The organism is Saccharospirillum alexandrii (assembly GCF_004000275.1).
Classification (GTDB): Bacteria; Pseudomonadota; Gammaproteobacteria; order Pseudomonadales; family Natronospirillaceae; genus Saccharospirillum; species Saccharospirillum alexandrii.
This window is the reverse complement of the sequence record NZ_RCIP01000001.1, coordinates 1,501,517-1,524,002: the sequence shown is the minus strand read 5'-3', so window position 1 is coordinate 1,524,002 and position 22,486 is coordinate 1,501,517. Positions and strand designations below refer to the sequence as shown.

Annotated in this window: 18 protein-coding genes; 5 read left to right on the top strand and 13 right to left on the bottom strand. The window is 57.9% G+C overall.

Features of this window, described 5'->3' with window-relative positions:
• Positions 1-6: 6 nt before the first annotated feature.
• Positions 7-1,713: a SulP family inorganic anion transporter gene (locus EP166_RS06785; protein ID WP_127556002.1), complete on the bottom strand. Its 1,707-nt coding sequence runs from the start codon at positions 1,711-1,713 to the stop codon at positions 7-9.
• 15 nt (positions 1,714-1,728) lie between these two features.
• Positions 1,729-2,517, bottom strand: coding sequence for a hypothetical protein (locus EP166_RS06780; RefSeq protein ID WP_127556001.1), 789 nt, complete (start codon positions 2,515-2,517; stop codon positions 1,729-1,731).
• 138 nt (positions 2,518-2,655) lie between these two features.
• Between EP166_RS06780 and EP166_RS06775 the strand changes: the two genes are divergently transcribed.
• Together EP166_RS06775 and EP166_RS06770 are read left to right on the top strand one after the other, a co-directional pair.
• On the top strand, positions 2,656-3,690 hold the full coding sequence (locus EP166_RS06775) for a DUF3080 family protein (protein ID WP_164743843.1): 1,035 nt from the start codon (positions 2,656-2,658) through the stop codon (positions 3,688-3,690).
• An 80-nt stretch (positions 3,691-3,770) separates the two neighbouring features.
• On the top strand, positions 3,771-4,211 hold the full coding sequence (locus EP166_RS06770; protein WP_127555999.1) for an acyl-CoA thioesterase: 441 nt from the start codon (positions 3,771-3,773) through the stop codon (positions 4,209-4,211).
• Positions 4,212-4,448: 237 nt separating this feature from the next.
• Here the strand turns inward: EP166_RS06770 and EP166_RS06765 are convergent, their stop codons facing one another.
• From EP166_RS06765 to EP166_RS06750, 4 genes are all read right to left on the bottom strand, one after another.
• On the bottom strand, positions 4,449-5,810 hold the full coding sequence (locus EP166_RS06765; protein WP_127555998.1) for a ribonuclease J: 1,362 nt from the start codon (positions 5,808-5,810) through the stop codon (positions 4,449-4,451).
• A gap of 204 nt (positions 5,811-6,014) precedes the next feature.
• A complete protein-coding gene (locus EP166_RS06760; RefSeq protein ID WP_127555997.1) occupies positions 6,015-6,974 on the bottom strand; it encodes a sigma-54 interaction domain-containing protein in 960 nt (319 codons plus the stop codon).
• Positions 6,967-8,577: a SulP family inorganic anion transporter gene (locus EP166_RS06755; protein ID WP_127555996.1), complete on the bottom strand. Its 1,611-nt coding sequence runs from the start codon at positions 8,575-8,577 to the stop codon at positions 6,967-6,969. Before EP166_RS06755 ends, EP166_RS06760 begins: the two co-directional genes overlap by 8 nt.
• A 3-nt stretch (positions 8,578-8,580) precedes the next feature.
• The gene (locus EP166_RS06750; RefSeq protein WP_127555995.1) at positions 8,581-8,913 is read right to left on the bottom strand and encodes a protein tyrosine phosphatase family protein; all 333 of its coding nucleotides are present in this window, start codon (positions 8,911-8,913) and stop codon (positions 8,581-8,583) included.
• A 357-nt stretch (positions 8,914-9,270) separates the two neighbouring features.
• On the opposite strand from EP166_RS06750, the gene EP166_RS06745 reads away from it, so the two are divergent.
• Positions 9,271-9,882, top strand: coding sequence for a Yip1 family protein (locus EP166_RS06745; protein WP_220432493.1), 612 nt, complete (start codon positions 9,271-9,273; stop codon positions 9,880-9,882).
• Positions 9,883-10,093: 211 nt separating this feature from the next.
• Here EP166_RS06745 and EP166_RS06740 read toward each other — a convergent pair whose 3' ends face one another.
• The 3 genes from EP166_RS06740 to EP166_RS06730 all read right to left on the bottom strand — a co-directional run bounded on the left by EP166_RS06740 (position 10,094) and on the right by EP166_RS06730 (position 13,141).
• Complete coding sequence (locus tag EP166_RS06740; RefSeq protein WP_127555994.1) at positions 10,094-11,008, bottom strand: hypothetical protein; 915 nt, start codon at positions 11,006-11,008, stop codon at positions 10,094-10,096.
• Positions 11,009-11,116: 108 nt separating this feature from the next.
• Positions 11,117-12,187: a patatin-like phospholipase family protein gene (locus EP166_RS06735; RefSeq protein WP_127555993.1), complete on the bottom strand. Its 1,071-nt coding sequence runs from the start codon at positions 12,185-12,187 to the stop codon at positions 11,117-11,119.
• A 204-nt stretch (positions 12,188-12,391) separates the two neighbouring features.
• The gene (locus EP166_RS06730) at positions 12,392-13,141 is read right to left on the bottom strand and encodes an inositol monophosphatase family protein (RefSeq protein ID WP_127555992.1); all 750 of its coding nucleotides are present in this window, start codon (positions 13,139-13,141) and stop codon (positions 12,392-12,394) included.
• Positions 13,142-13,404: 263 nt separating this feature from the next.
• Between EP166_RS06730 and trmJ the strand changes: the two genes are divergently transcribed.
• Complete coding sequence (gene trmJ / locus EP166_RS06725) at positions 13,405-14,181, top strand: tRNA (cytosine(32)/uridine(32)-2'-O)-methyltransferase TrmJ (RefSeq protein WP_127555991.1); 777 nt, start codon at positions 13,405-13,407, stop codon at positions 14,179-14,181.
• 1 nt (position 14,182) lies between these two features.
• Entirely contained in the window at positions 14,183-14,971 is a 789-nt protein-coding gene (cysE, locus tag EP166_RS06720) for a serine O-acetyltransferase (protein WP_127555990.1), read from the top strand.
• 19 nt (positions 14,972-14,990) lie between these two features.
• Here the strand turns inward: cysE and EP166_RS06715 are convergent, their stop codons facing one another.
• From EP166_RS06715 to EP166_RS06700, 4 genes are all read right to left on the bottom strand, one after another.
• Positions 14,991-15,857 carry a hypothetical protein gene (locus EP166_RS06715; RefSeq protein ID WP_127555989.1) on the bottom strand — a complete coding sequence of 289 codons (867 nt, stop codon included), beginning with the start codon at positions 15,855-15,857 and terminating at the stop codon, positions 14,991-14,993.
• 252 nt (positions 15,858-16,109) lie between these two features.
• On the bottom strand, positions 16,110-16,928 hold the full coding sequence (locus tag EP166_RS06710; RefSeq protein ID WP_127555988.1) for a UDP-2,3-diacylglucosamine diphosphatase: 819 nt from the start codon (positions 16,926-16,928) through the stop codon (positions 16,110-16,112).
• A gap of 531 nt (positions 16,929-17,459) precedes the next feature.
• On the bottom strand, positions 17,460-20,015 hold the full coding sequence (locus EP166_RS06705) for an ExeM/NucH family extracellular endonuclease (protein WP_164743842.1): 2,556 nt from the start codon (positions 20,013-20,015) through the stop codon (positions 17,460-17,462).
• Between the two features lie 307 nt (positions 20,016-20,322).
• The gene (locus EP166_RS06700; protein ID WP_127555986.1) at positions 20,323-22,197 is read right to left on the bottom strand and encodes a sigma-54-dependent Fis family transcriptional regulator; all 1,875 of its coding nucleotides are present in this window, start codon (positions 22,195-22,197) and stop codon (positions 20,323-20,325) included.
• Between the last annotated feature and the right edge of the window lie 289 nt (positions 22,198-22,486).

Sequence of the window (22,486 nt, the reverse complement as noted above, 5' to 3'; positions counted from 1 at the left end):
AGTGAACTAGCGGTAGGCGTAGGCCCGGGCTGCCTGGACTGCGGCATCCGTTGTCAGGAAGAAGTGATCTTCACCGAGTGTCTGGGCAAAACCACTGCGCTGCATCACGTCCATAACCGGCCCTTTTACGTGGGCGAAAAACAGGTCCACGTTGCGCAAGCGATAGTCCCTGAGCAGTTCATGCAGAGCGGTATCGGCCGAAGAATCGAGCTGGTTGACGGCACTGGCGTCGAGTACCAGGGCTTTCATTGGGCTGTCCATCCGGGCTTCTTCGCGTTTGACGGTGTCTTTCAGGAAGCTGACGTTGCCGTAGTAAAACTGGGCATCGAAGCGCAGGGCGAGCACTCCGGGCGTGGTTTCAGCTTGATCATGACGTTTCACGTTACGGTACTGATCGGTTTCCGGCAGCTTGCCCAGTACGGCGTAGTGGGGCCGGGTGGTTTTTATCACGAACCAGACCATGCTCAGACCCACCGACAGGAAGATCCCGTATTTGACGCCGAGCACCAGGGTGGCGGCGAAGGTGAAGATGAGCAAACCCAGATCGTCGCGTTTTACCTTCCAAAGATGCTTCACCTCGTGCACATCGATCAGGCCGAACACGGCCACCATGATCACAGACGCCAGAATGGCATTCGGGATGTAGTAAAACAGCGGCGTCAGGAATACGAGGGCAATGGCGATCAGAACCGCCGTGATGATGGCCGCCAAGCCAGTATTAGCGCCGGCGTTCTTGTTGACAGCTGTGCGGCTGAAGCCACCGGTGACCGGCATGGCTTTGAACAGTGAGCCGACAATGTTGGCCAGACCCAGGCCAACCAGCTCCTTGTTGGCGTCGATTTCATAGCGTTTTTCCGAGGCGATCTTTTTGGCTACGGCAATGCTTTCCATAAAACCCACGATCGAGATGGTCAGGGCGATGGGCAGCAGGCTGACAATACTGGTCCAGCTGAGTGTCGGGATTGAAAACTCCGGAAAGCCCGCTGGTACCTGACCGACGATGCTGACGCCGGCTGTTTCATCGAGATTGAAACCCCAGACAACCAGGGTGGCGATCACAACGGCGATCATGGCACCCGGTAACAGCGAACTGATGCGTTTAAGGCCCAGCAGCAGCGCGATGCCGCCGACGCCGATGGCCAGTGCAACCGGGTCCATGGCATTGACCTGGGTAACGGTCAGCCACAGGGTTTCGGCAATGTTCTCGGTGCGTGGCAGCGGCAGGCCAACAATGTGTTTGAGCTGACTGAAACCGATGATCAGCGCGGCGGCACTGGTAAAACCTGAAATAACCGGGTGCGACATGAAATTGGTCACAAAGCCAAGCCGAAAAGCGCCCATCAGGAATTGAATGACGCCCACCATCAGTGCCAGCAATATGGCCATGGCAATGTAGTCATCGGAACCGATGGGCGCCAGAACGCCCACCCCGCTTGACACCAGCAGGGCTACCATGGCGACCGGGCCAACGGCGAGCTGGCGAGACGTGCCAAACAGGGCATACACCAGCAGTGGCATAACGGAGGCGTACAAACCAATATAGGGCGGCAGGCCCGCGAGCATGGCATAGGACATGGCCTGCGGAATCAGCATCATGGTGACGGTGATGCCGGCGATCAGGTCACCGCGCAGGTCGCCACGCTGGTAGTTGCGTATCCAGTCCAGCGCCGGGATCCATTGAACCACCCGGCGGTTAAAGGTTGCTTGTGTCATCGTTTGGTTCTCCAGTTACAGTCGAATGTGGTCGACCGGAAGCTCCGGCGCAAGTTGGTTGAGGGTGGTTTCAGCCGCCGTGTTGTGCGTACGGATCAGGTCTGACCATTGTGATGGGTCTAGCCCCGGCAAACCGGCCTGGTCGATGGCCCTGAGAAAGCGCTCGGCCAGAGCTTGTTTGAGCGGGCGGTGGCAGAAGAACTGATCCTGATCCATAGGCTCGGCCAGCAGCAGTGCCGATTCGCTGTCCAGGTTCTTGCTGAATTGTTCTTCAAGCAGCAGCACGCTCTCCTCCTGGTGGCGTCCGGCGAGGACATCGAACATCAGGTTGGCGGTGCCCGCGAAATACAGGCGAAAAAAGGCCTTGATCGCCCGGGTGACCAGGGTGGGTGGCACCTGGTAAATCAGCTCGTTTTGCATGATCAGCTTGATATGGCCACACCCCTGGAATTCCGGGGTGGTGGCCAGCTCGCAGAACGAACGTTGCTGGCTTTCAGTCAGGTGTTTTAGCCGCGTATCGCTTTCCAGCCCCATGCGAGCGAAAATCCGGTCGAGGGTATGCTGGTCGCTGTGCAGATACACCGGGCCTACGTCGTCGGCAAAGAGTCGCATGTATTGATCCACGCTTTCCTGTTGCAGGCAGCGCCCGAGAGTGCGTTGCAACCTCGCCAGAACATGCAGGAACAGCCCAAAGCTGCCGCCGGCTACGCTGTAGCGAATGCCCTGGGTGCGGCCGTCAATGCAGGTGCAGGGAACTTTCTTTAAAATTTCGTCGGTTGGCATCCAAACCAGTCGATGGGCCATGACAGTATCCTCTTGGTGATCATGAGCGGGAGGCTGGAATCCGCCAGCCGCTCAGTGAGTTCGCTTTGCTTACCTATATCAAGTGTCGTGCCACTTATTAAACTATTGATATTAAAGGAATTTTTTGGGGTGAGCCGAATGGTGTGTATTAACGTGTTGCAACCGATGTTTCGCCTTGCAACATTCATTGGCGTCCTGTCTCTGGTCGGGTGCGCGCAACAGGGTGACGACTTGCTCGCCGATTACGTCAAACGGGTCAGCCGTGTGCTGGATGCCGATATCCCTGCTGTGACACCGGTTAACCTTCCGGCTTATCCACAGACACGAGCCCTGCGACAGTCGCCTCCGGAAGTGCAGATCGATGTGCTCGACGCCTGGTCGCTGCGAGGGTGCGAAGTGTTCACCCTGATGGGCGAACGCAACAGCATATTGGGCCGGGTGGCTGATCCACTGATCCGCCTGGATTACGAACGTCGGCTGTTAACCCTGCTACCGGAGTGCCTGGCAACGGAAGCCGGTCTGGAAGACGATCTGATCACTGAGCTGGAAGACATTCTGGAGCTGAAACGCCAGGTGTTTCCCCAGCACCTGTTCAACGCCACCCTGGCCAACCCTGACTACCAAAGCTACTGGACGGGCGGCAGCGAGGGTTTTGCGGCTGAAGACGAGGTCGATTTCGAAGGCTACCGGGCAGCGCAGCAAGCACTGGCCGGTTATGCAGAGCAGCCGCTGACGGTTACCCAGTCGCAATGGTTGCGGAGCATGGAGCGAATAGCGGGCTACTCGATGGGTGGACGCAGCCTCACCGCCATGCGCTGGGCCATTCAGGCACTGGAGCAAAGCGAGCAGATGCTGCGCGCCGCCGCTGAAGACACCCGACTGTGCCCGATGGGGCCACCCCTGCAGGAACTGGGCTTTGCTCGCAATGTGATGGGCAATGTGTTCGCCCGGGAGGTACAGCCCTGGCTGGTCACCGTCGACCAGCGCTTTTTGGCGGGCTACGACGCCCTGTCAGCAATGACCGAAACCATAGACGTGGATAACCCGGCCATCGACGAATATAAAACAGCGCTGACGCACTATCACGATCGCTACCGGGCTCAGATTCGACAACAGGTAGAAGCCTGGCAAGCCCTGTTTGATGCCTGCGGCGAGCAGGCTACAGATTCCTAACTGCCGGCCACCGCCTTCTGTTATGCCAGCAAGTCGGGCACACTGCGACCTGATTAAAACGACTCAAACAGGAAAGACCCATGGCCATGACCCTGGACGATTTCAAAGACACCTACCCCGTTCGAATTGAAATACCCGTGCAATGGGGTGAGATGGACGCATTCAATCACGTCAACAACGTCACTTATTTTCGCTACTTCGAGAGCGCCCGCATCGCCTATTTTGAAGCCTGCGGCCTGTTCGGCCGCAAGGAAGCCTCAGGCATTGGCCCGATTCTGGCTTCGACCGAATGCAAGTACCGCCGACCGGTCAACTACCCGGACAAGCTTTGGGTAGGCGCCCGAATAGGTGAGTTGCAGCGATTTGGGTTTGTTCAGCACTACGGCATTTTCAGCCAGACCCAGCAGGCACTGACCACAGAAGGACACGGTCGCATCGTGTTGCTCGACTACAACACCAACGCCAAGGTGGAGCCTGATGCTGAGCTGCTGGCCAGGATTGCGGAGTTGGAAAGGCAGTGAGATAGAGCCAAACACTGCATTCGTCACTTCCGGTCGAGCATTGTGTTGTTGTTTGGTTGTCAGGTTAACGTTTTGCCACTGAACGAGTGACGGTTACCGGGTGTGTCTAACCGGGGTAGTCCGCAGCAAGGATGCTGCGGCCTAGGCTCCACGGATGGATTCACGCCGAGCGATGTGTCGCACCACCCGTATAGACATACCCGGTGGCCGGCACGGACTCTCAGCTAGAGCCAGACGTCACGACCTTGCCACCGGAATCAGCGCATCCCGATCCCAACCGAGCCGTCCGGTAGTAACCGCCTTGCGCCGAATCCCCACCACCGGTTTGATATAAAACAAGTCGCCATTTTGCCCGGTTAACTGACGGGTGACACCCGCACCTCTCGCCAGTTTGGCATTCGCCGCCATATGGTCGGGTTCGCCGTGAACCGGAATGGCCAGCTCTGGCTTGACCCACTGGTACATCTGCGTCAGTTCGTCGGCTGCCGGGTGGCCGGAAGCGTGAATCGGCAAGCCGGCTTCTTCGGCGGTGATGACGAAGATGTCACGCGCTTTTAGTGCTCTGATTAGGGCGTCGACCAGTAATTCATTACCCGGAATGATGCGTGCGCTGAACACCACCGTGTCGCCCGCCTCCAGCGTCAGATCCGGGTGGGTGTCTTTCGCCAGCCGTGACAGTGCCGCCCGGGGTTCGCCCTGGCTGCCGGTGGCGATGGCCATAAAGTGCTCGCGCGGGAAGAAGCCCAGGTCGAAGGGGTCGATGAAACGGTGCTTGCTGTCCCAGTAACCGGTGGCTTTGGCCGCTGACACCATGTTTTTCAGTGAGCGGCCCAGCAGTGCGACCCGACGGCCGGTTTGATCGGCGGCCTGCATCAGGGTGACCAGTCGGGCGACGTTGCTGGCAAAACAGCTAACCACCACCCGGCCACGTGAGTTTTCGATGATTTTGCGCAACCCTGGAATCAGTTCTGATTCGGATACCGAATGACCATCGACCAGCGCATTGGTGGAATCACACACCATGGCCGAAGGAGATTCATCCGCCAGTGCTTGGAAAATTTTTGGAGCAATGGGCGGGCCTATGACCGGGGCCGGGTCGAGCTTCCAGTCCGCAGTGTGAAAAACACTGCCGACGGGCGTGCGAATCATCAAGGCTTGGGGCTCGGGAATGGAATGGGTGATGTTGAGCCATTCAACATTGAACGGGCCTATCTGGCGCCGGTCGCCTGGCTTGACGACATCAATTGAAATTTGCCCGGCCAGATTGAACTCGACCAGTTTGCGGCGCAGCACTTCGGCGGTGAACGCCGTGGTATAGACCCGGCCTTTAAAGCGACGCCACAGATAGGGAAGGGCGCCTAAATGGTCTTCATGGGCGTGGGTAATGACAATACCGGCCAGATGATCGGCACGTTCGGCAATAAAGGCCGGGTCGGGCATTTGCACATGCGGCTGATGGGCCTGATCGGGGTCGGCAAAAGTGACGCCGCAGTCGACCATGAGCCATTGGTCGTCGTGGCCATACAAATTGAGGTTCATACCGATTTCGCCGCAGCCACCCAGCGGCAGAAACCAGAGATCAGTGTGATCGGGGGACATGCATTCTGCAGTTAATTAAAAATGTAACGGTAGTTTACCGAATACGGGGAGCGACTGTTGGGAAAGGCGGCTCAGGAACGAAAATTCTTCGCAAAACGGTTCCATTTCTTAAGAGTTGGAATGCGAGGACATGACGAGCGGCGGCATCCCAGGTGGCCGCCGCGGACCAAAGCCACAGAGCCGACCACAACGAAGAAGCCCGGGTTACATCAGCTGCAGGGATTTCATTTTTCTCCAGAGGGTCGCGCGTGAAATGCCCATAGCATCCGCGACGGCTTGCTTGTGGCCTTTGTGCTGTTGCATCAGTGCGAGAATCCGGTCCCGTTCATTTTGTTCGATGCTGATCTCGGACTCATCTGGCGGGGCTTCGCCGCGCAGTTCGGGCGGCAGGTCTTGTAGCTGAATGGTCGGGCCTTCGCCGATGGCGTGGGCGTAGGTGATGACATTGATCAGTTCACGGATGTTGCCGGGCCAGTCGTAGGCCAGCAGCGCATCGTAGGCCGACGCCGTGATGCTGTCGATGTGACGTTCGTTTTCCTGGTTCAGGCTGTGAATGAACTGCCAGCTGAGCATGGCAACGTCGCCGACGCGGCTTTTCAGCGGTGGCAGATACAGCGGCACGACGCGTACCCGGTACATCAGGTCTTCGCGGAAATCGCCGTCTGCGGCCAGTTTGCGCAACGATTTGTGCGTGGCGCTGACCAGGCGGATGTCGGTATGCAGTACTTCGCTTGAGCCCAGTGGCGTAAAGCAGCGATCTTGCAGTACCCGCAGCAAACCCGCCTGAATATCCAGCGGCATTTCCGCGATTTCATCCAGAAACAGGGTGCCGCCGTCGGTCAGTTCAAACAGACCCGTGCGGTCGTGTGTGGCACCAGTGAAGGCGCCTCGTTTGTGACCAAAGAGTTCCGAGGCCATCAACTCGCGTGACAGGGCCGCGCAGTTGATGGCGCTGAATGGCTGAGCGGCACGGCGTGACTGGTCGTGAATGTAGCGCGCCACCAGTTCTTTGCCCGACCCGGTTTGTCCGCGCACCAGAATAGACGCCTGGGTGCGGGCGACCCGTTCGGCCTGAGCCATAAACTCCAGCATGTTGGGGGCGACGGTCAGCAGGCCACCAAAATTATGCGGGCGCTGGTCGTCGGGCCGGTAAAGGTCAGTCATCGTCTGGCTCCGGTTCACTGATGCGCTGGGCCATGATCCGGTCGCACCAGGGCAGGCGAATGCCGAGCGTGTTGGACAGCTGCACCAGCGCCGGGGTATGGCCGCAAATCTGAATTTCGATGCCTTGCGTCTGGGCATGGGCCACAAACTGTTGCAGAGCCTGAAGGGCCGCGACGCGAATGTGATGTGTATGGGTCAGGTCGATGGTCAGCAGCGTTGTTTTCGGCGCCAGCATGGCCGTGAGCCGTTCCGGGAGCTGACGCGCTGCGGCGAAATAGAGACTGCCCGAGATCTGGATCAGCGTATGGTGGCTATCGAGTTTGATGGTGTCGCGCAACCAGCCGTCATCGTCCACCGCGTAGCGCCGCAGCAGGGGTACGCTGGCCTGAAACAGAAAGATGCCGAGCCCTAGCGCCGCGCCGAGTAGAATGGCCTCGTGGAAATTGAGTACCAGGGTGCTGATCAGGGTGACCAGAAACAGGGTTCGGGTCTGGGAATTGGCTTTGAGAATGGTACGAATCTGGTCGGGCTTGAGCATCGACAGGGCGGTGGCGACCAGCAAACCGGCGATAACCGCCTGTGGAATGGCGCGAATCAGCTCGGCGCCGAACAGAATGATGGGCAGAATGACCAGGGCGGCGATAAAGGGCGCCCAGCGGGTCACCGCACCACCAATGTCGAGCAATACAGACCGGGTCAGGGACGTGCTGGAGGGAAAGGCGCCGGTCACACTGCCGACCAGGTTGGCAATGCCCTGGCTGCCGAGCTCGCGCCGCAGCCAGCGCTGTTCCGCGCGGTTGCGCAGGGTCACAATCAGCTCCAGCGAGCCGATAAAGGAGACCGCAAACCCTGGGATAATCAGTGCCTGAACCATGCTCCAGCTGGGCCAGTGGGTGGCCATTTGCGGCCAGCCATCAGCAATAACGGTGGTTTGTTCCAGGGTTATCCAGCGTTCGATGAAGGACCAGGGTGCCCAGACGACCAGAGCCGTGCTGATTACCAGGGTCATCAACGGAATGGGCCAGCGGGGCAGGTAGCGCCGGCCGAGCACGACCGACGCCAGCGCAAAGACTGACAAGCCTACTGCGGCCCATTCAATATCAGGCAGCCTCAATCCCGATAACAGCACCAGTTCATCCACCACATTGCGCACATCGGAAAAGGGGGTGCCGATGAACTCGTCGAGCTGCATCAGCGCAATGATAACGGCCGCCCCGGTGGCGAAACCCACCATAACGGCCTCAGGCACGAAATCGAAGACGCGTTCCGCTCGCAGCGCAACGATCAGCAGGCGCGACAGGCCGGCCAGAACCGTCAAGGTGGCCATGGCGGTTAATAGCAGCTCGGGTTGGTCGGCCCAGGGGGTCAGGCTGGCAAGAATGATCAGACCGGTGGTGTTGGTCGGGCCAACCGTAACATGGGCACTGCGGCCAAAGAGGGCGGCCACCATGCCCGGCAGGGCGGCGGTAACCAGCCCGTACATCGGGGGTAGCCCTGACAACATGGCATAGGCAAGGCATTGCGGAATGCCGACCAGTGCCACCAGTAAGCCGGCGTTGATGTCGCCGGCACGGGGCAATGAGAAGGCGATGGCTTTCGGCAAGACTCAGTTGGACCCTTGAGTGGCGTTGTACAAAATGCTGCTGCGATTGCCGGTGCGACAATAGGCAAGAATGTTGCTGCCGTCGTCGATCAGGGATTTCAGGGTGCTTACCTGCTCGGGCGAGTAGTTGGGCCCGTTCATTGGCAACTCGACGAATTTGATGCCGGCCGCGTTGCAGGCTCGACGGATGTCGGCCGCTGGGATCTGGTCGGCACTTTCACCATCGGGCCGATTGCAGACGATGACACCAATCCCCTGCTCTTTGGCTTCGGCAACGTCGTCGGTCGTAATTTGCGGGCTGACCCGGAAGGTGGGGGATAGCTGGGTTACGTTCATTGAACCTCTCCTGCTTTGGATGTCGAATTAAGCTGGATGCTACCACCTGCTTAACCACGGTGCGATACCGTCGGCAGGATTGCAGCGTTCAGCGGATACATTAGTAAAGAATAATATAATGATATGGATCACAGTTTCCAGAGATTGGTCGTGGTGGAGCATTAATTTTCCATGTCAGGCCTCCCGGCATGCTTGCAGTCTGCGCCAATTCCTCTATGTTATCAGTCAGCATCCGGCCACTTTTACGTAGCCTCTGAACGGTTGCAAACAGGCCCTGTTCCAGCCTGGTAGAATCCGCTCAGGTGACCGTCAACAACAATAACCCGTACCGGCCGGACCGACCCTTTGGAGAGCATTATGATTCTGGATCACACCCTTGGTATTTTCACTCACCCCGGTAGTGAGTGGTCACTCATTCGTAAACAGCGACGCAGCAAGACGATGGAGTTTCTGACTCACGTCCCAATTCTGGCGCTGATTCCTGCGGTGTGTTTCTATTTCGGCGTGGCAGAGGTTGGCTGGCGCCTGGGTGACGGGCCGCTGACGGTGCTTACGTCGCAAAGTGCGTTGGTTTTGTGCGTCCTGAGTTATCTGGCGGCGCTGGTCGGTGTCTGGGCATTCGGTGAGTTTATTACCTGGATGACAACAACCTATTCCGATGAGCCGGTTGATCCGCACCATGGCATGGCCCTGGCAGTCTATACCACTGCGCCGATTTTCCTGGCCGGTATCGTGGGTGCCTGGCCAGTACTCTGGCTCAACGCCGTGGTGTTCGCCATCGCGGCCGCCTACGCGGTCTATCTGATCTACGAAGGCCTGCCCATCGTGATGAACATTCCGAAAGAGCGTGCTTTTATGTACGCAACCTCGGTCATCACCGTGGCACTGGTACTGCTGGTGACCCTGCGAGTTGGCACCGTCATCGTCTGGTCAGCCGGCTTCGGCCCCGAATACATGGTATTGGAGTAAGGTAGTTAGCCGGTGCCATGAGTTCGTGAGTGCCACCGGGTAGACCTCTCCGGGGTCGACGTGAACCCATCCATGGGGCCTAGGCTTCGGCATCCATGCCTCAGACTTCCCCGGATAGGCCTACCCGGCAGCTCTCACTTGATTCGGTGGGAACCTACTATTCGCATTGAAAAGCCGACTTTAGAGTCGGCTTTTTTTGTGGTTGTGTAGGTTAGAGCAAACTCGACCAGGAAATATTGTCCCGATAACCATTGCTGTCGGTACGAGTCACGCCATAGTCCGAAAACTCCAGATCCACCCAGCCCCGATAAGCCGTCAGCCGAACCTTGCCCGCGTGTGGGCGGGTGTCGTTCTGATACCAGTGCACGCCACGTGTCGTCTGCAGACTGGCCGAGTTGGTGCGCCAGCCATCGTCTAGCCAGACGCTGGCGCTGGCTTCAATGCGAAAGTCGGTTGAAGTCAGTTCGACGATCTCAGTGTTGATATTAGTGTAGTTCAGGTCACTGCGTTCAGCGCGCATGCGCAGCCGGCCGGTCATGCTGCCTTCGAGGGATTCTATGCGGTCGTCATAGTCGTCGTACCAGCCCATGACATCAAAATCGAGCCGGCTGTTCAGGGTGACATAGCCCTGCCAGTTGCGGGTATCGCAGTCTACAGCTTCGGCGGTTACGTCCATGGTGATGAACGTCATGCTGTCAGAGTAGGTTTCGGTCTCACCATAGGCGTCGATGCTGGTGTAGCCGCCAAAGTCGCAGGCTCCGCTGTCAAACAGATAGGTCGACGTCGTTTCAACCGGAATATGACTGCGGCTGGCCATGCGGGCCGAGGGGGTTAGAAACGCCTCGGGGTCCGCGATCATCTCGATGCTGGTGGCGCTCAGGGCGTAAGGTACCAGTGCGCTGCGCACCAGAAACTCGGTGTCGTAGCGCGCCAGTGTTGGAGTGACTTCCGTGTCGTAACCGGCCTCATGCTCATGTACATCGGTGACGCTTACGTGGCAACCCGTCAGCAGCAGGCCTGTCATTATGGAAAAGGTGGTCATGGTGGCCAGGCGGCGCAGCTGAGCGGGTGAATGCTGGTTTGGCTCGATCGGTTCGAACCGTTGATGCAAGCTGTTCTGAGTCATGGGTAAGGCTCCTTGTTCAATGGAGCCAGTATCGCAAGGCAGGCTGAACCCGATCTGAACTGATCGGGCTGGACACTGTGGTTGTTAATATTGGGTTAAGGTAACTAATCAGCGTGCTATGGCGTTAATAGGCTGGAGTCGTTCAGCCAGTTTGCCGGTGCTGACCAGGTCGTTGAATTCGTCGGCCAGGGCCCGGTTCATGTCGATCACGGTGTTCCAATAGCGCAGGCGGGTTTCGTCATCGAGGGTTTCGAAGTCTTTGCGATCCGGGATTTTGCCGTAAGGCAGCTTGTCGATGAACGCCTGGCTCGGGCAGACAACCAGGGTGTGGCTGTAGTGGCTCGCGGTGACTTTGCGCCAGGGCAGGGGTTTATCGAACCAGCCGGGTTTCAGCACAGGGGAGAAATGCGGGTAGAGCACCAGGCCGTTGTCCGGTTTGATGGGCAGGTCGAAATGGTAGTCGACCATGCCGCCGTCGCGGTAAACCCCCGGCGGGGCGCCGGCGGGGTTGGTAACACCGTGAATGACTACCGGAATGGCGCCACTGGCTTGCAGCGCCTGGCGCAGGTTGTCGGGTGTCAGTGGCACCTGGTAGGTGGTGAACCGGTCCCAGTCGGTCAGGGGGAGCTGGCCGCCGGGGCTGCGAAACACCACTCGGTCGAAGTAGCGGGGCAGCGTGGCCCGGGAGATCATGTTGCTGGCGGCGACGCCGGTGAATACCCAGGCCTGTTTGCGCGTGGAGTGCGCGGCGGTGACGCCCCGGCAGCGGGCGGTAACAAGATGCAGCAAACGGTTTGGGTGCAGGTCATCGAAGGGGTTATCGCCCATGGTTTCGTCGATGAACTCGTTGACCTTGCCGGTAATTTCGTCGGCATCGGCGTTGTCTGAATAGCGCTGGTTCAGATAGCCGTGTTCGAGCCGGTCGAGTGCTGCCGCCGGGTTTTTGTTGGCATAAGCCGTCATGCGCCAGGCGCCAATGGAACTGCCGATCAGGTTCAGGGGGTGATCGATGGCGGGGAGCCACTCACTGGCCAGGTAACGGTCCAGATGACTCAGTACAAACCATTTGGGGCCGCCCGATGCGCCCATAATGACGCGGATCGACCGGGGTGACAGCCCTTCGTTGTGAATGGTCCGGTAGGCGTGCTCGCCAGCGAAGAAATTGAGCGCTTGGGTCAAACGGCTGTCCCTGTAGTTGCGGATAGTTGCTGAAATCGTAGTTGCAGAAAACAAAGGTGCGAAAAACGCGCACTATACCCCGTGATAGGCTCTGTCCCAAGGCGTAGCGGGTAAAACGGCGGATCTGAAGTGTGGAACCGGAAAGGAAGTCACAAAATGGCACCTCCAACAGCGAACTGTTGGAGGCAACGGAGCAAATGGCGCTTAGCTGCGGCTGAACAGCTGCTTGAACAGGCGCGGTGACGCGGCCAGCAACTCACCTTTACGGGCACTGACCGGGCCGCCATTGCGGTCGCCACTGAGGGCACCGGCTTCCTGTAACAGCAGGCTGGCAGCCGGGAAGTCGACATCGTTCAGATCGTCGGCGAAGGCCAGTTGTACTCTGCCAGCCACCAGTTGGGCAATGTTCATCAAACCACAGCCGCTGACGCGAATGCCAGCGACACGCTCCGACCAGCGGCCGATTTCGGCCGGGTCGCTGCTGTCGATGGCGGCCAGGGCCAGGTCCAGTGTGGAGGCGTCTACCCGAACACGGCGTTCGTTCAGCTGTACACCGCGGCCGCGCATGCTGGTCCACTCGTCACCGGTGATTGGGTCGAGCAGGGCAGCCGCTTCGATGCGGTCTTTAACAAAGAAAGTGACGACAATCAGAAAGCCCGGGTAACCGGAGCGGTAGTTGGATTCACCAGCCAGCACGTTGATTTTCCAGCACGACTGACCGTCGTAGTCGCGGCTTTCGTCCATGCCGATGTGCAGGCTGTCGATGTGGTGGCGCGGGTGGCCTTTGCGAATGGCTTTGCGGGCACGCCAGGCGGCATCTTCGATGGCCTGGTCAAACACGTCTTTGCGGGTGGCGCCTTCGGCGGTCAGTGAATCGATGTTCGACAAGGTATAGGTCAGTTTGTCGGCTGCGTTGCGCGCAGCGCGCAGGGCAATGGTCAGAATCGGTTGCATGGTCGGTTCACACTCACATCAAAAGGGTTAAACCGTACCGGTACAGGCATGGGCGCCAGCCTTTCCATCGGGTGTGTGACAGCACAGCCAGACAGAACGGACCGGACGAGCCTGGTCAGGTACGTCGGTTTTATCCGCAAAAACGGGTTTGTTAAACAGCGGTTCGGGCGCTTTCCCGAACGAGGGCGCGTATAATACACACCTTTGATGCACTCTTTAAGCCATGGTGTGCAGTTTTTGAACGATAAGAGGTGAAATAAAGCATGTCGCAGTCACAGGACGCCGCTGGCGAAACGGGTATCCGGCTGGATGATATTAAAGTGGTGCTGGTGCACACCAGCCACCCCGGCAATATCGGTGCCGCCGCCCGGGCCATGAAAACCATGGGCCTGACCCGGCTGGTGCTGGTGTCTCCCAAGGATTATCCGTCCGGTGAAGCCTTTGCCCTGTCTTCCGGTGCCCACGATGTGCTCGACCGGGCTGAAATTGTTGAGGATATCGACACCGCCATTGCCGACTGCACGCTGGTGGTGGGCGCATCGGCTCGTTCTCGCTCCTTGCCCTGGCCGCTGCTCAACCCGCGTGAAATGGCCGATAAAGTGGCCGTCCACCCGGCCGGGTCAACGGTGGCCCTGCTGTTTGGGCGTGAGCGCAGTGGCCTGACCAATGATGAGCTGGCAAAATGCCATTACCATGTGAACATTCCGTCGAATCCGGACTACAGTTCGCTTAACGTGGCTCAGGCGGTTCAGGTGCTCTGCTATGAATTGCGCATGCGCCAGGAGTTGGCCGTACCCCAGACCCGAACCGACTGGGGTGTCGACTGGGACCAGCCACCGGCCCGGGCCGAGCAGCTTGAAGGCCTGTTCGAGCACTGGGAAAAAACCCTGGTTGAGATCGATTTTCTCGACCCCACTAACCCCCGAACTCTGATCAGTAAATTACGCCGCCTGATTCTGCGCGCACAGCCCGATGAAGTTGAAGCCAACATTTTACGTGGCATGCTGACGCAGGTAGACAAGTCGATAAGGAAACCCTGATATGTTCCGCAATCTGAAAGAAGACATCCAGAGCGTCTTTGACCGCGACCCTGCGGCGCGAAGCTGGTTTGAGGTGCTCCTGAACTATCCGGGTTTGCATGCCATTCTGATCCATCGCTTCAGTCACAAGCTGTGGCAATGGAATCTGAAAACACTGGCTCGCTGGGTTTCCCAATTGGCTCGCTGGTTCACCGGTATCGAGATTCACCCGGGCGCCAAGCTCGGCCGACGGTTCTTTATCGACCATGGCATGGGTGTGGTGATTGGTGAAACCGCTGAAATTGGCGATGACGTGACCATTTACCAGGGCGTTACCCTGGGCGGCACCAGCTGGGAAAAAGGCAAGCGCCACCCAACGCTGGAAGATGGCGTGATTGTCGGTGCCGGTGCCAAGGTGCTGGGCCCCTTTACCGTCGGCAAGAATGCGCGGGTAGGGTCCAATGCGGTTGTCACCAAGGCCGTGCCGGAGAACGCTACCGTGGTCGGTATTCCCGGGCGCATCGTTAAACAGCAGGGTGAAAAAGTGCTGCCGTTCAGCGATAAACAAAAGGCCATGGCTGATAAAGTCGGTTTCGATGCCTACGGTGTGTCGCAAATGCCCGACCCGACAGCTCACGCCATTATGGCCTTGCTGGAACACATTCACGCTCAGGATCAGCGCATTGATGTGATGTGCAAGGCACTTAAGCGAATCGACTCCACCTACACCAGCACGGAATCGCCCGAACTGAGTGATGAAGACTTCGCCCCCATTGAAGATTCCGACCGGTCAGCCAATGCCGGTGGCTAATCGGCCGGATGTTTAAGTGTCAGGCGTTGGCGGTTCTTGGCCGGAAGGTGCTTTTGGGGCGGGTCGGAATTAACTGGTTTAATTCCCGAACGGCGTAAAAGGTATCCCGTGAGTGGCAGACCTGATCGTACAGGGTACGACCGAACAGGTGGTGGCGACGCGGGAAGCGCAATTGGGGTGGAATCAGCGCAAAACGCCGACTCTGTCCCAGCGGCTGGGCAATAATAACGTCCAGAAAGGGCGCCAGGAAGGCAAGGTAGCTATCAATGTCGGTGCCCTCAAGCGCGGAGATCAATTCGAGTTCATGGGTGCGGGACAGCAAGGCGTCTTTGATATCGAGCGCACTGCAGTAACGACCCTTGTTCAGAATAATGGCATCGTATTGGGCATCGACCCAGACCCAGGTGTTTTCCTCACTCAGAAATACCTCTAACCCCGTGTAAGAGCCTCCGAGCGGCCGCCAGTGGCTATCGCGAGTGTGCAGCTCAACCAGGCGAGCGGAAATACCGACAGCCTGAAGAGCGTGACCAAGTACGGTGACGAAGTCGCTGCGACCAAACTGTTCCCCCTGGCTGACCCGGGCCAGAATATCGAGCGGGTTATGCGACGCCGATCGACGTCCATTCTCAGGTTCCCAGCGATTGAGTGTCCAGCGCTGCAGGGCATCGAGCCGTTCGCTGTCGAGATGGGCATGCTTGATGATGGTTTCCAGTTCGTAACGTTGTGCCAGAACGGCCATCAGTTGCGTGCGCTTTGGATCGGGAAGCGGCATTTCCGACCCCGGGCTGTAGCGAAAGGGGCGCGAGCGGGGGTAATGGTTCAAAGACCAGTAGCAAATGCCAAAAACCATGAGAAACAGACTGAGTATTACGAGCAGTGCCAGCATGGAACCTCCCGGGAATCCGTTCCGACCGTGAATCCGAAGACTGCTGGTTAGCCTTGGTTTAAGAACCCGGGAGCTGCAACGGTGAGGGTTGCTTGCGGTGCACCGGGACTCAATGGCTCCTTTACATCGGCGAATGGAGTACCCCTATACTTTGGCCCTTAATCGCAAACAGTACAACGTGCTACCGCAGCGTTTGTGATTCAATTGACACTGCAAGCGTAATTATTTCGTAGAGAAACGTAAGTAAAGGTTTCAATGAGCCTGGCTGTGTAATGCAGTCGCCTGCTTGGGTGACATGGCCGGGTGCAATCGCATGCCGGGCTGGGTGGCCGCGTGCGGCACCTGAAGAAGTTCCAGGCTGCCATCCTGGTGTTCCAGCAGGGCCGTGCAGCTCTCAACCCAGTCGCCATCGTTGGCATAGACAAAACCATCGCTAATGCGCAGCGTGCCCTGATGGATGTGGCCGCAGATCACCCCCTGAACTCCCTGGCTACGCGCGTAATCAATCACCTTGGTTTCAAAACTCTCGATGTAGGCCCGGGCTTTTTTGCTGCGCACTTTCAACGCACCCGGCAACGACCAGTAAGGTCTGCCAAAGAGCGCGCGTACCCGGTTTAGATGGCGGTTGAGCGTTACGATGGACTCATAGGCCCACTCACCCAGATGCCACCAGAAATGCCCGCAATAAATGTCGTCATCGAACCGGTCGCCGTGCAGCAACAAATAGCGCTCACCGGTTGCGGAGGTATGGATCGCCTCGTGCTCCACGCTGATCGGCCCCAGCGTAGTATCGGCGAAATGACGAAAGAAGGGGTCATGATTACCCGGTACATAAACCACTTTGGTGCCGTTATGGGCCTTGGCCAGAATCAACTTCAAAATGGCTTCGTGCTGGCGGGACCAGCGGCCTTTGCGGGTGCTCAGTTTCCACAGGTCGACAATATCGCCAAGCAGATAAAGTGTTTCCATCTCAGTCGTGCGCAGAAATTCTTCGAGCAGCGTAACCTGGCTATTGGGGTTGGCAAGATGAATATCGGAAATAAACACAGCACGTACGGATCGATTCGTCATAACGGCAGGCTCCGGTCATAGCAGACAGGTTCAGACTATTGCCGGGAAATGACAGTTGGACGACAGTATCGTGATGATTTGATGAACAGGGATTATTAACTCAAGTTTCGGAGTTTGAGTCCGCAGAAGTGGCGGTGGTCCGCGCCGGATACCGGGTATGCCTCTGTGGGGTCGGCGTAGATCCGTCCGTGGAGCCTAGGCCGCAGCATCCCTGCTGCGGACTACCCCACAGAGGCATACCCAGCATCCGCCGCTAGTCGCCTTAGCGAACTCCGAAACTTGAGTCAATAATCCCCGCGAAACTGTTGCTCAGATACGGGAGTAGAGTGGCTTATTTGGAAGTGACACTAGGTTAAGTGCCGGGTGCCGGGTGTGACTATCCGGGGAAGTTCGCAACATGGATGTTGCGATCTAGGCCCCATGGACGGGTTCACGCCGACCCCGGATAGTCATACCCGGTGCCCAGCACGAATTCATGGCACCTAATTAGAAGTGCCGGGGCTCCATGGAAGGATGCCCCAGCCAGAGAGATTAACGCGGCAGCGTCTGAGTCAGACTGCTGGTCGCGCCATCGTTATCGGTGACGGTGAGGGTAACCTCACGTACCTTGTTGCGCTTGAGCAGGTACCTCGGAATTACATTCCAGTCACCTGAGAAGGTGAATGACCCTGCCTGCCATTCATGGTCGACGACATAGCCGTCATCATCGTTGCTGTCGCTGATAAAGATGTACCAGAACAGGAACTTGAACACACTGAACGAAGCGTTCGGTGGCGTGTTCAGGTTGAAGTCGACGATGACCGGATCATGGTCGGAAGACCGGTAAGGCGTTGGCGCATACAAGAGCTCAACGTGATTGTCGCTCTTGAACTCGGTGTTGTAATCCAGCACCAGCGACTCATCGGTATTGATGTGCCAGTCCTGAACCTTGATCACCTTGGCCTGCAAGCTGGCAGAGGCCAGTGCATGGTCCAGGTTGCCGGATTCGCCATCGAAGACGTAAGAGTATTCACCTTCGCCTTTCAGATTGGCATAGCCAGCATCGGCGAGCACCTGCAGCGGGTCTTCCATCGAATAGGCGTTCAGGTCACCGATGATCATGACATCGGCATCATCAACACCGGTCGGGTTGGTGCTCAGCCATTCGGCCATGGCCATCGCTGCTGCCGTACGGACCCCATTGCAGTTGCCCTGCAAGTTCGGGTCGGTCGGGTCGCCAACATCGTCACAGGAAGAGCCCTTGGACTTCAGGTGATTGACCACAACCGTGAAGCGATCACCACTGCCCAGATGCTCGAAGCTCTGCGTCAGCGCCGGGCGATTCTTCTCATCGTTGAACAGCGGTTCGCCTTGATCGTCCAATGGCGAATTATCACTCGACAACACCTGGGCACTGTTGACCGGTGCCACCACATCGGGACGGTAGATTAAGCCCACCGCGATCGAATCGGTGCCCACACCTGCACCACCGGTTGAGATGTAATCGTAAATCTTATCCGCTGGCTGAGTCACGTTCAGGGCATCGACCAATTGGGCAATGGCACTGTTTTCGTCAAAGCCGTCGTTCTCGATTTCCATCAGACCGATCACATCGGCGTCGAGTGCCGACAACGCAGCAACCAGTTTGGCTTCCTGACGCTCCAGTTCAAGCGGTGTATCGGCACCACGGTCGGTCGGGAAACCACCGCCCAGGCCATCACCATTGTAGTAGTTCAGCACGTTGAAGCTGGCCACGCGCATGTCGCGATCCAGAGTGTCTTCCGGTGCGGCGGTGCGCGGGTTGGTGCCCTGCAGTTGCAAATCACTCGTCGGGATCAGCTTGTAAGCGCCGAACGAATAGTTCAGAACCCCACTCAGATTGGTGATGGTTTCACCAATGCGCAAGGTGTTGTAGGCCGACAACTCAGGCGCCGGGAAGCGCATTGGATCCGGGTTTTGCGTGCGAATGCCGTCTTCAACAACCAGCTTGTTCAGGTCGTTGGCAGCGTTCACGGCGAAGGCATCGGGGCCTGGTGCCGCAACTTCGGTCGGAATGTAACGACGACCCTCGCTGACGGTGAATTCGCCATAGCGCCCCAGTTGATACACCTCATTGACCGTTAGGGTCTGGTTACTGGCGACGCTCATACCTTCAAAGGCTTCGAGGTCGTCGGCATCATCCAGAGGGAGTGAGACCAGTGCCGGTGTCGGCAACAGCTGGTTGCTGGCACAGACGCTGATGCCGTCGACATCATTGATCTGAGTCAGGCCAAAGTACTCGTCCACCGAACCGTTGACGACAACGCGGTCGCCGACGGCAACGTCGGTACCGGAGTAGAAGACAAAGAGGCCTTCAGAGGTGCTTGCATCACCATCCTGATCGGCATCTTCTTCTTGCAGGAAGAAACCGCTGAGCTGGTTTCCGGCCTGGTAATCGCCAACCACAATGGCTTCAACCGACACACTCTGGCCGAGCAGGGGAGATTCGTCACCGCTGCCCTGTACGGCCGAGATCAATGTCATCGGGTCGCCGCATTGCGCCAATACCGGATCGTCCGGGTCATCGTCATCACCTGTCCCACCGTTACCCAGATACGCAAAGGTATTACTCGGGTAGGAATCCCATTGGGCGGTTGGGTCGAAGGTGGCCGTAAAGTCAGGATCACCCTCGGTAATGTCAGTTTTGCGCACCAGGGTGACATTGGCACCGAAGGTATCGCCATTACCCAATTGGCCAATTCGGTCGACGACGGTGTCGACTTCGCGCAATAGGACAACATCGTTACCGTTGAAGTTGGCAACGCCTGAGGTTATGTCGGTGACGTCCAAAATGTCCTGTGCAGCCTGACTGTTGGCGATGACATAGACATCGCCAGCCGCCAGGGTGCCGCTCAGGGTCAGGGAGGTATTCAGGCTAGTATTGCCATTGGAGTACAGTTCGACCGCGTATTGACTGAGGTCGACCGTGGCGTCGCCGGTATTTTGCAATTCAATGGCTTTATTGAAGGAGGAGCCTTCAATGTATTCGGAGAAGATCAGATCGGCCTGGGCACCGCCGGCAGAGGCCGCGGCAATCATCAGGGCCAGGGTAGTTCGTCTGGCGTTCATGGTATCCCTCTCATTGACTGCGGGGCTCACTGACATCCGTGTGGGTTGCCGACCACAGAGTCCCGTTATTGTTTTTTTTGTGAGTGCAGCGTATCGACTGCTGAGCTGCGTTCTAAGTAGCATGGTTTTTATAACGCACCCGAAAGTACGATGCAGCATCATTAGTTGAACATCTGGTCAAAAAATGATCCTACCCACATTACCCGAAAAATGTGACCGATTGGTAACATTTTTATGGGAATCCAATTGCAAAGTACGAATTATTAGGATTCAAACAATGCAGATGCCGCAATAGGTCGTCGTGACACTAGTCGCCTTTACCCTTCATAAGCTTCAACTTTCGATGCAGGGTCGTGCGGTCAATATTCAGTTCACGGGCTGCTGCTGAAACGTTCCCCTGGTGGTTTGTCAGAGCCGCGTTGATGGCATGGTGCTCCCAATCGGCCAGGGCGGGGCCGCTCCGTCCCATTGGCGTTGCAGCCCGGGCTTCGGCGAGAAAGTCAGCCGGCAGGTGCTCGGGTTCGATCGGCTGGTCCGGTTCGCACAGAATGCGGGCGGTCCTGAGCACGGAATGCAGCTGTCGCAGGTTGCCGGGCCATGGGTGGTGCTCGAGCAGTTTGCAACTGGCCGGGCTTAGCGCGCCGCCGCCAAGGTCAGCCAGAACCGTGTCGATCAGGCTTCTGATGTCCTCCCGTTCGCGCAAGGGTGGCAGATTGAGTGTCAGGCCATTAATCCGGTAATACAGATCCTGTCGAAACAGACTCTGGCTAACGGCTTCGCCCAGTTGGGTGTGGGTGGCGCAGATCAGGTCGAAGTCGACCGGAATGGGCTGACCGCCACCGACCGGAATCACCTGCCGTTCTTGCAGCACGCGCAGCAACCGCGGTTGCAGGGCGGGTGGCATATCGCCGATTTCATCGAGAAACAGGGTGCCTTTGTCGGCTTCCAGTATCCGGCCCCGCGAGCCTGCCTTGTCAGCCCCGGTAAAAGCGCCCGGGCGATAACCAAACAGTTCGGCTTCGATCAGGCTTTCGGGAATGGCTGCGCAGTTGACCGCTACCATGGCGCCGTTGCGGGGACCAGCCTGGTGGAGTGCTCTGGCCCAGACATCCTTGCCGACCCCGGTTTCGCCTTGCAGCAGGATGGGAATGCCCTGGCCGACGATGCGCCTTGCCTGTTTTATCAGGTTGGCGATGCCCGGGTCGGTACTGTCCAGTGCCAGCAGCGGATCGGGTGCTGTGGTTGGACGCGAAACCGGTGTTGTTTTGGTCAGGCTCGACGGTGCTCTATAGGCCTTGTGTCGGGCGTGCAGGGTTTGGCCACTGTGCGTCACCAGGCTGGCCTGGGCTCCGGGCTCGGTCAATCTTGGAAACAAAGTGTGCAGATTGAGGGGGTGTTCACTGCGGTCAGGAAGATTCAGGTGCTGCCGCGCCCAGCGATTGGCACCAATGAGGTGGCCGCTATCGTCGTAAGCCAGAATACCCTCATACAAGCCCCCCAGCAGGTGAGCATGAGGGTGCAGGTACATTAAATGTGCCCGTTCGCAGGTGCGTTCGAGCAGGCTGTTCTCAATCATCGATACCGCCAGATTGACCAGCGCCATGGTGTGCCGCTGTGACTGCCGTGCATCGCTGGAAATATCGAGTACACCAATCACCTGGCCATTGGGATCAAATACCGGCACAGCAGCACAGGTTAAAAAGCCGTTCTGGTCGAGAAAATGCTCCTGGCCATGCACCACCACCGAAAGCCCCTCGCTGGCGGCGGTACCAATGGCATTGGTGCCCCGGGCGCCTTCACTCCAGACACCGCCCGGCATCAATTCTACGCGTCGAGCTTCCGGTACAAAGCCCGCATCGCCCACACCATGCAGAATTGTGCCTGCCTGGTCAGCCAGTAAGACGGCGCATTGGGTGTCCTGAATTTGCTCGTACAGACTTTCCAGTTGCGGTCGGGCGATGGCGAGCAGGGTGTGGTTGCGTTCGCGAATGTCGCGAAATTCAGGTTGCGACAGCCGCGCTTCCCGGCTGCAGTGCTCCGGTGTCAGGCCTGCCTTGAGGCTGCGCTGCCAGGAACGCTCGATCAACGGCGATATCAGCGAGCCGGGCGTCTGGCGCTGTTCAAAAAACTGATGCCTGGCGGCAGCCAGTGCCTCGGCACTGGGGTGAGTCGAAGAAGCCATCTGTGATCTCCCGGGTGAGGCATTTTGCAACACCTGATGCACCCTGCAACACCCTGTTCGGGTGATCGCCGATACCCGACCGGCGTTTGAGTTTTTATTCTTGTAGTCGATGTACGTGCTGAGTGGCCCATAATTACTGGGGTTGCGGCGATGTTCAGAGGGGCGCAAAGCCCCGGCTGGCACGCCTTGCAGGTCTGGTTCACCTTGCTGTTCAGCTCCTTTGTTTTAGCCCCTTCCCGGCATCAATGCAAGCGCTGGCACGGCTGTTGCGATTACCTATGTGGATTCA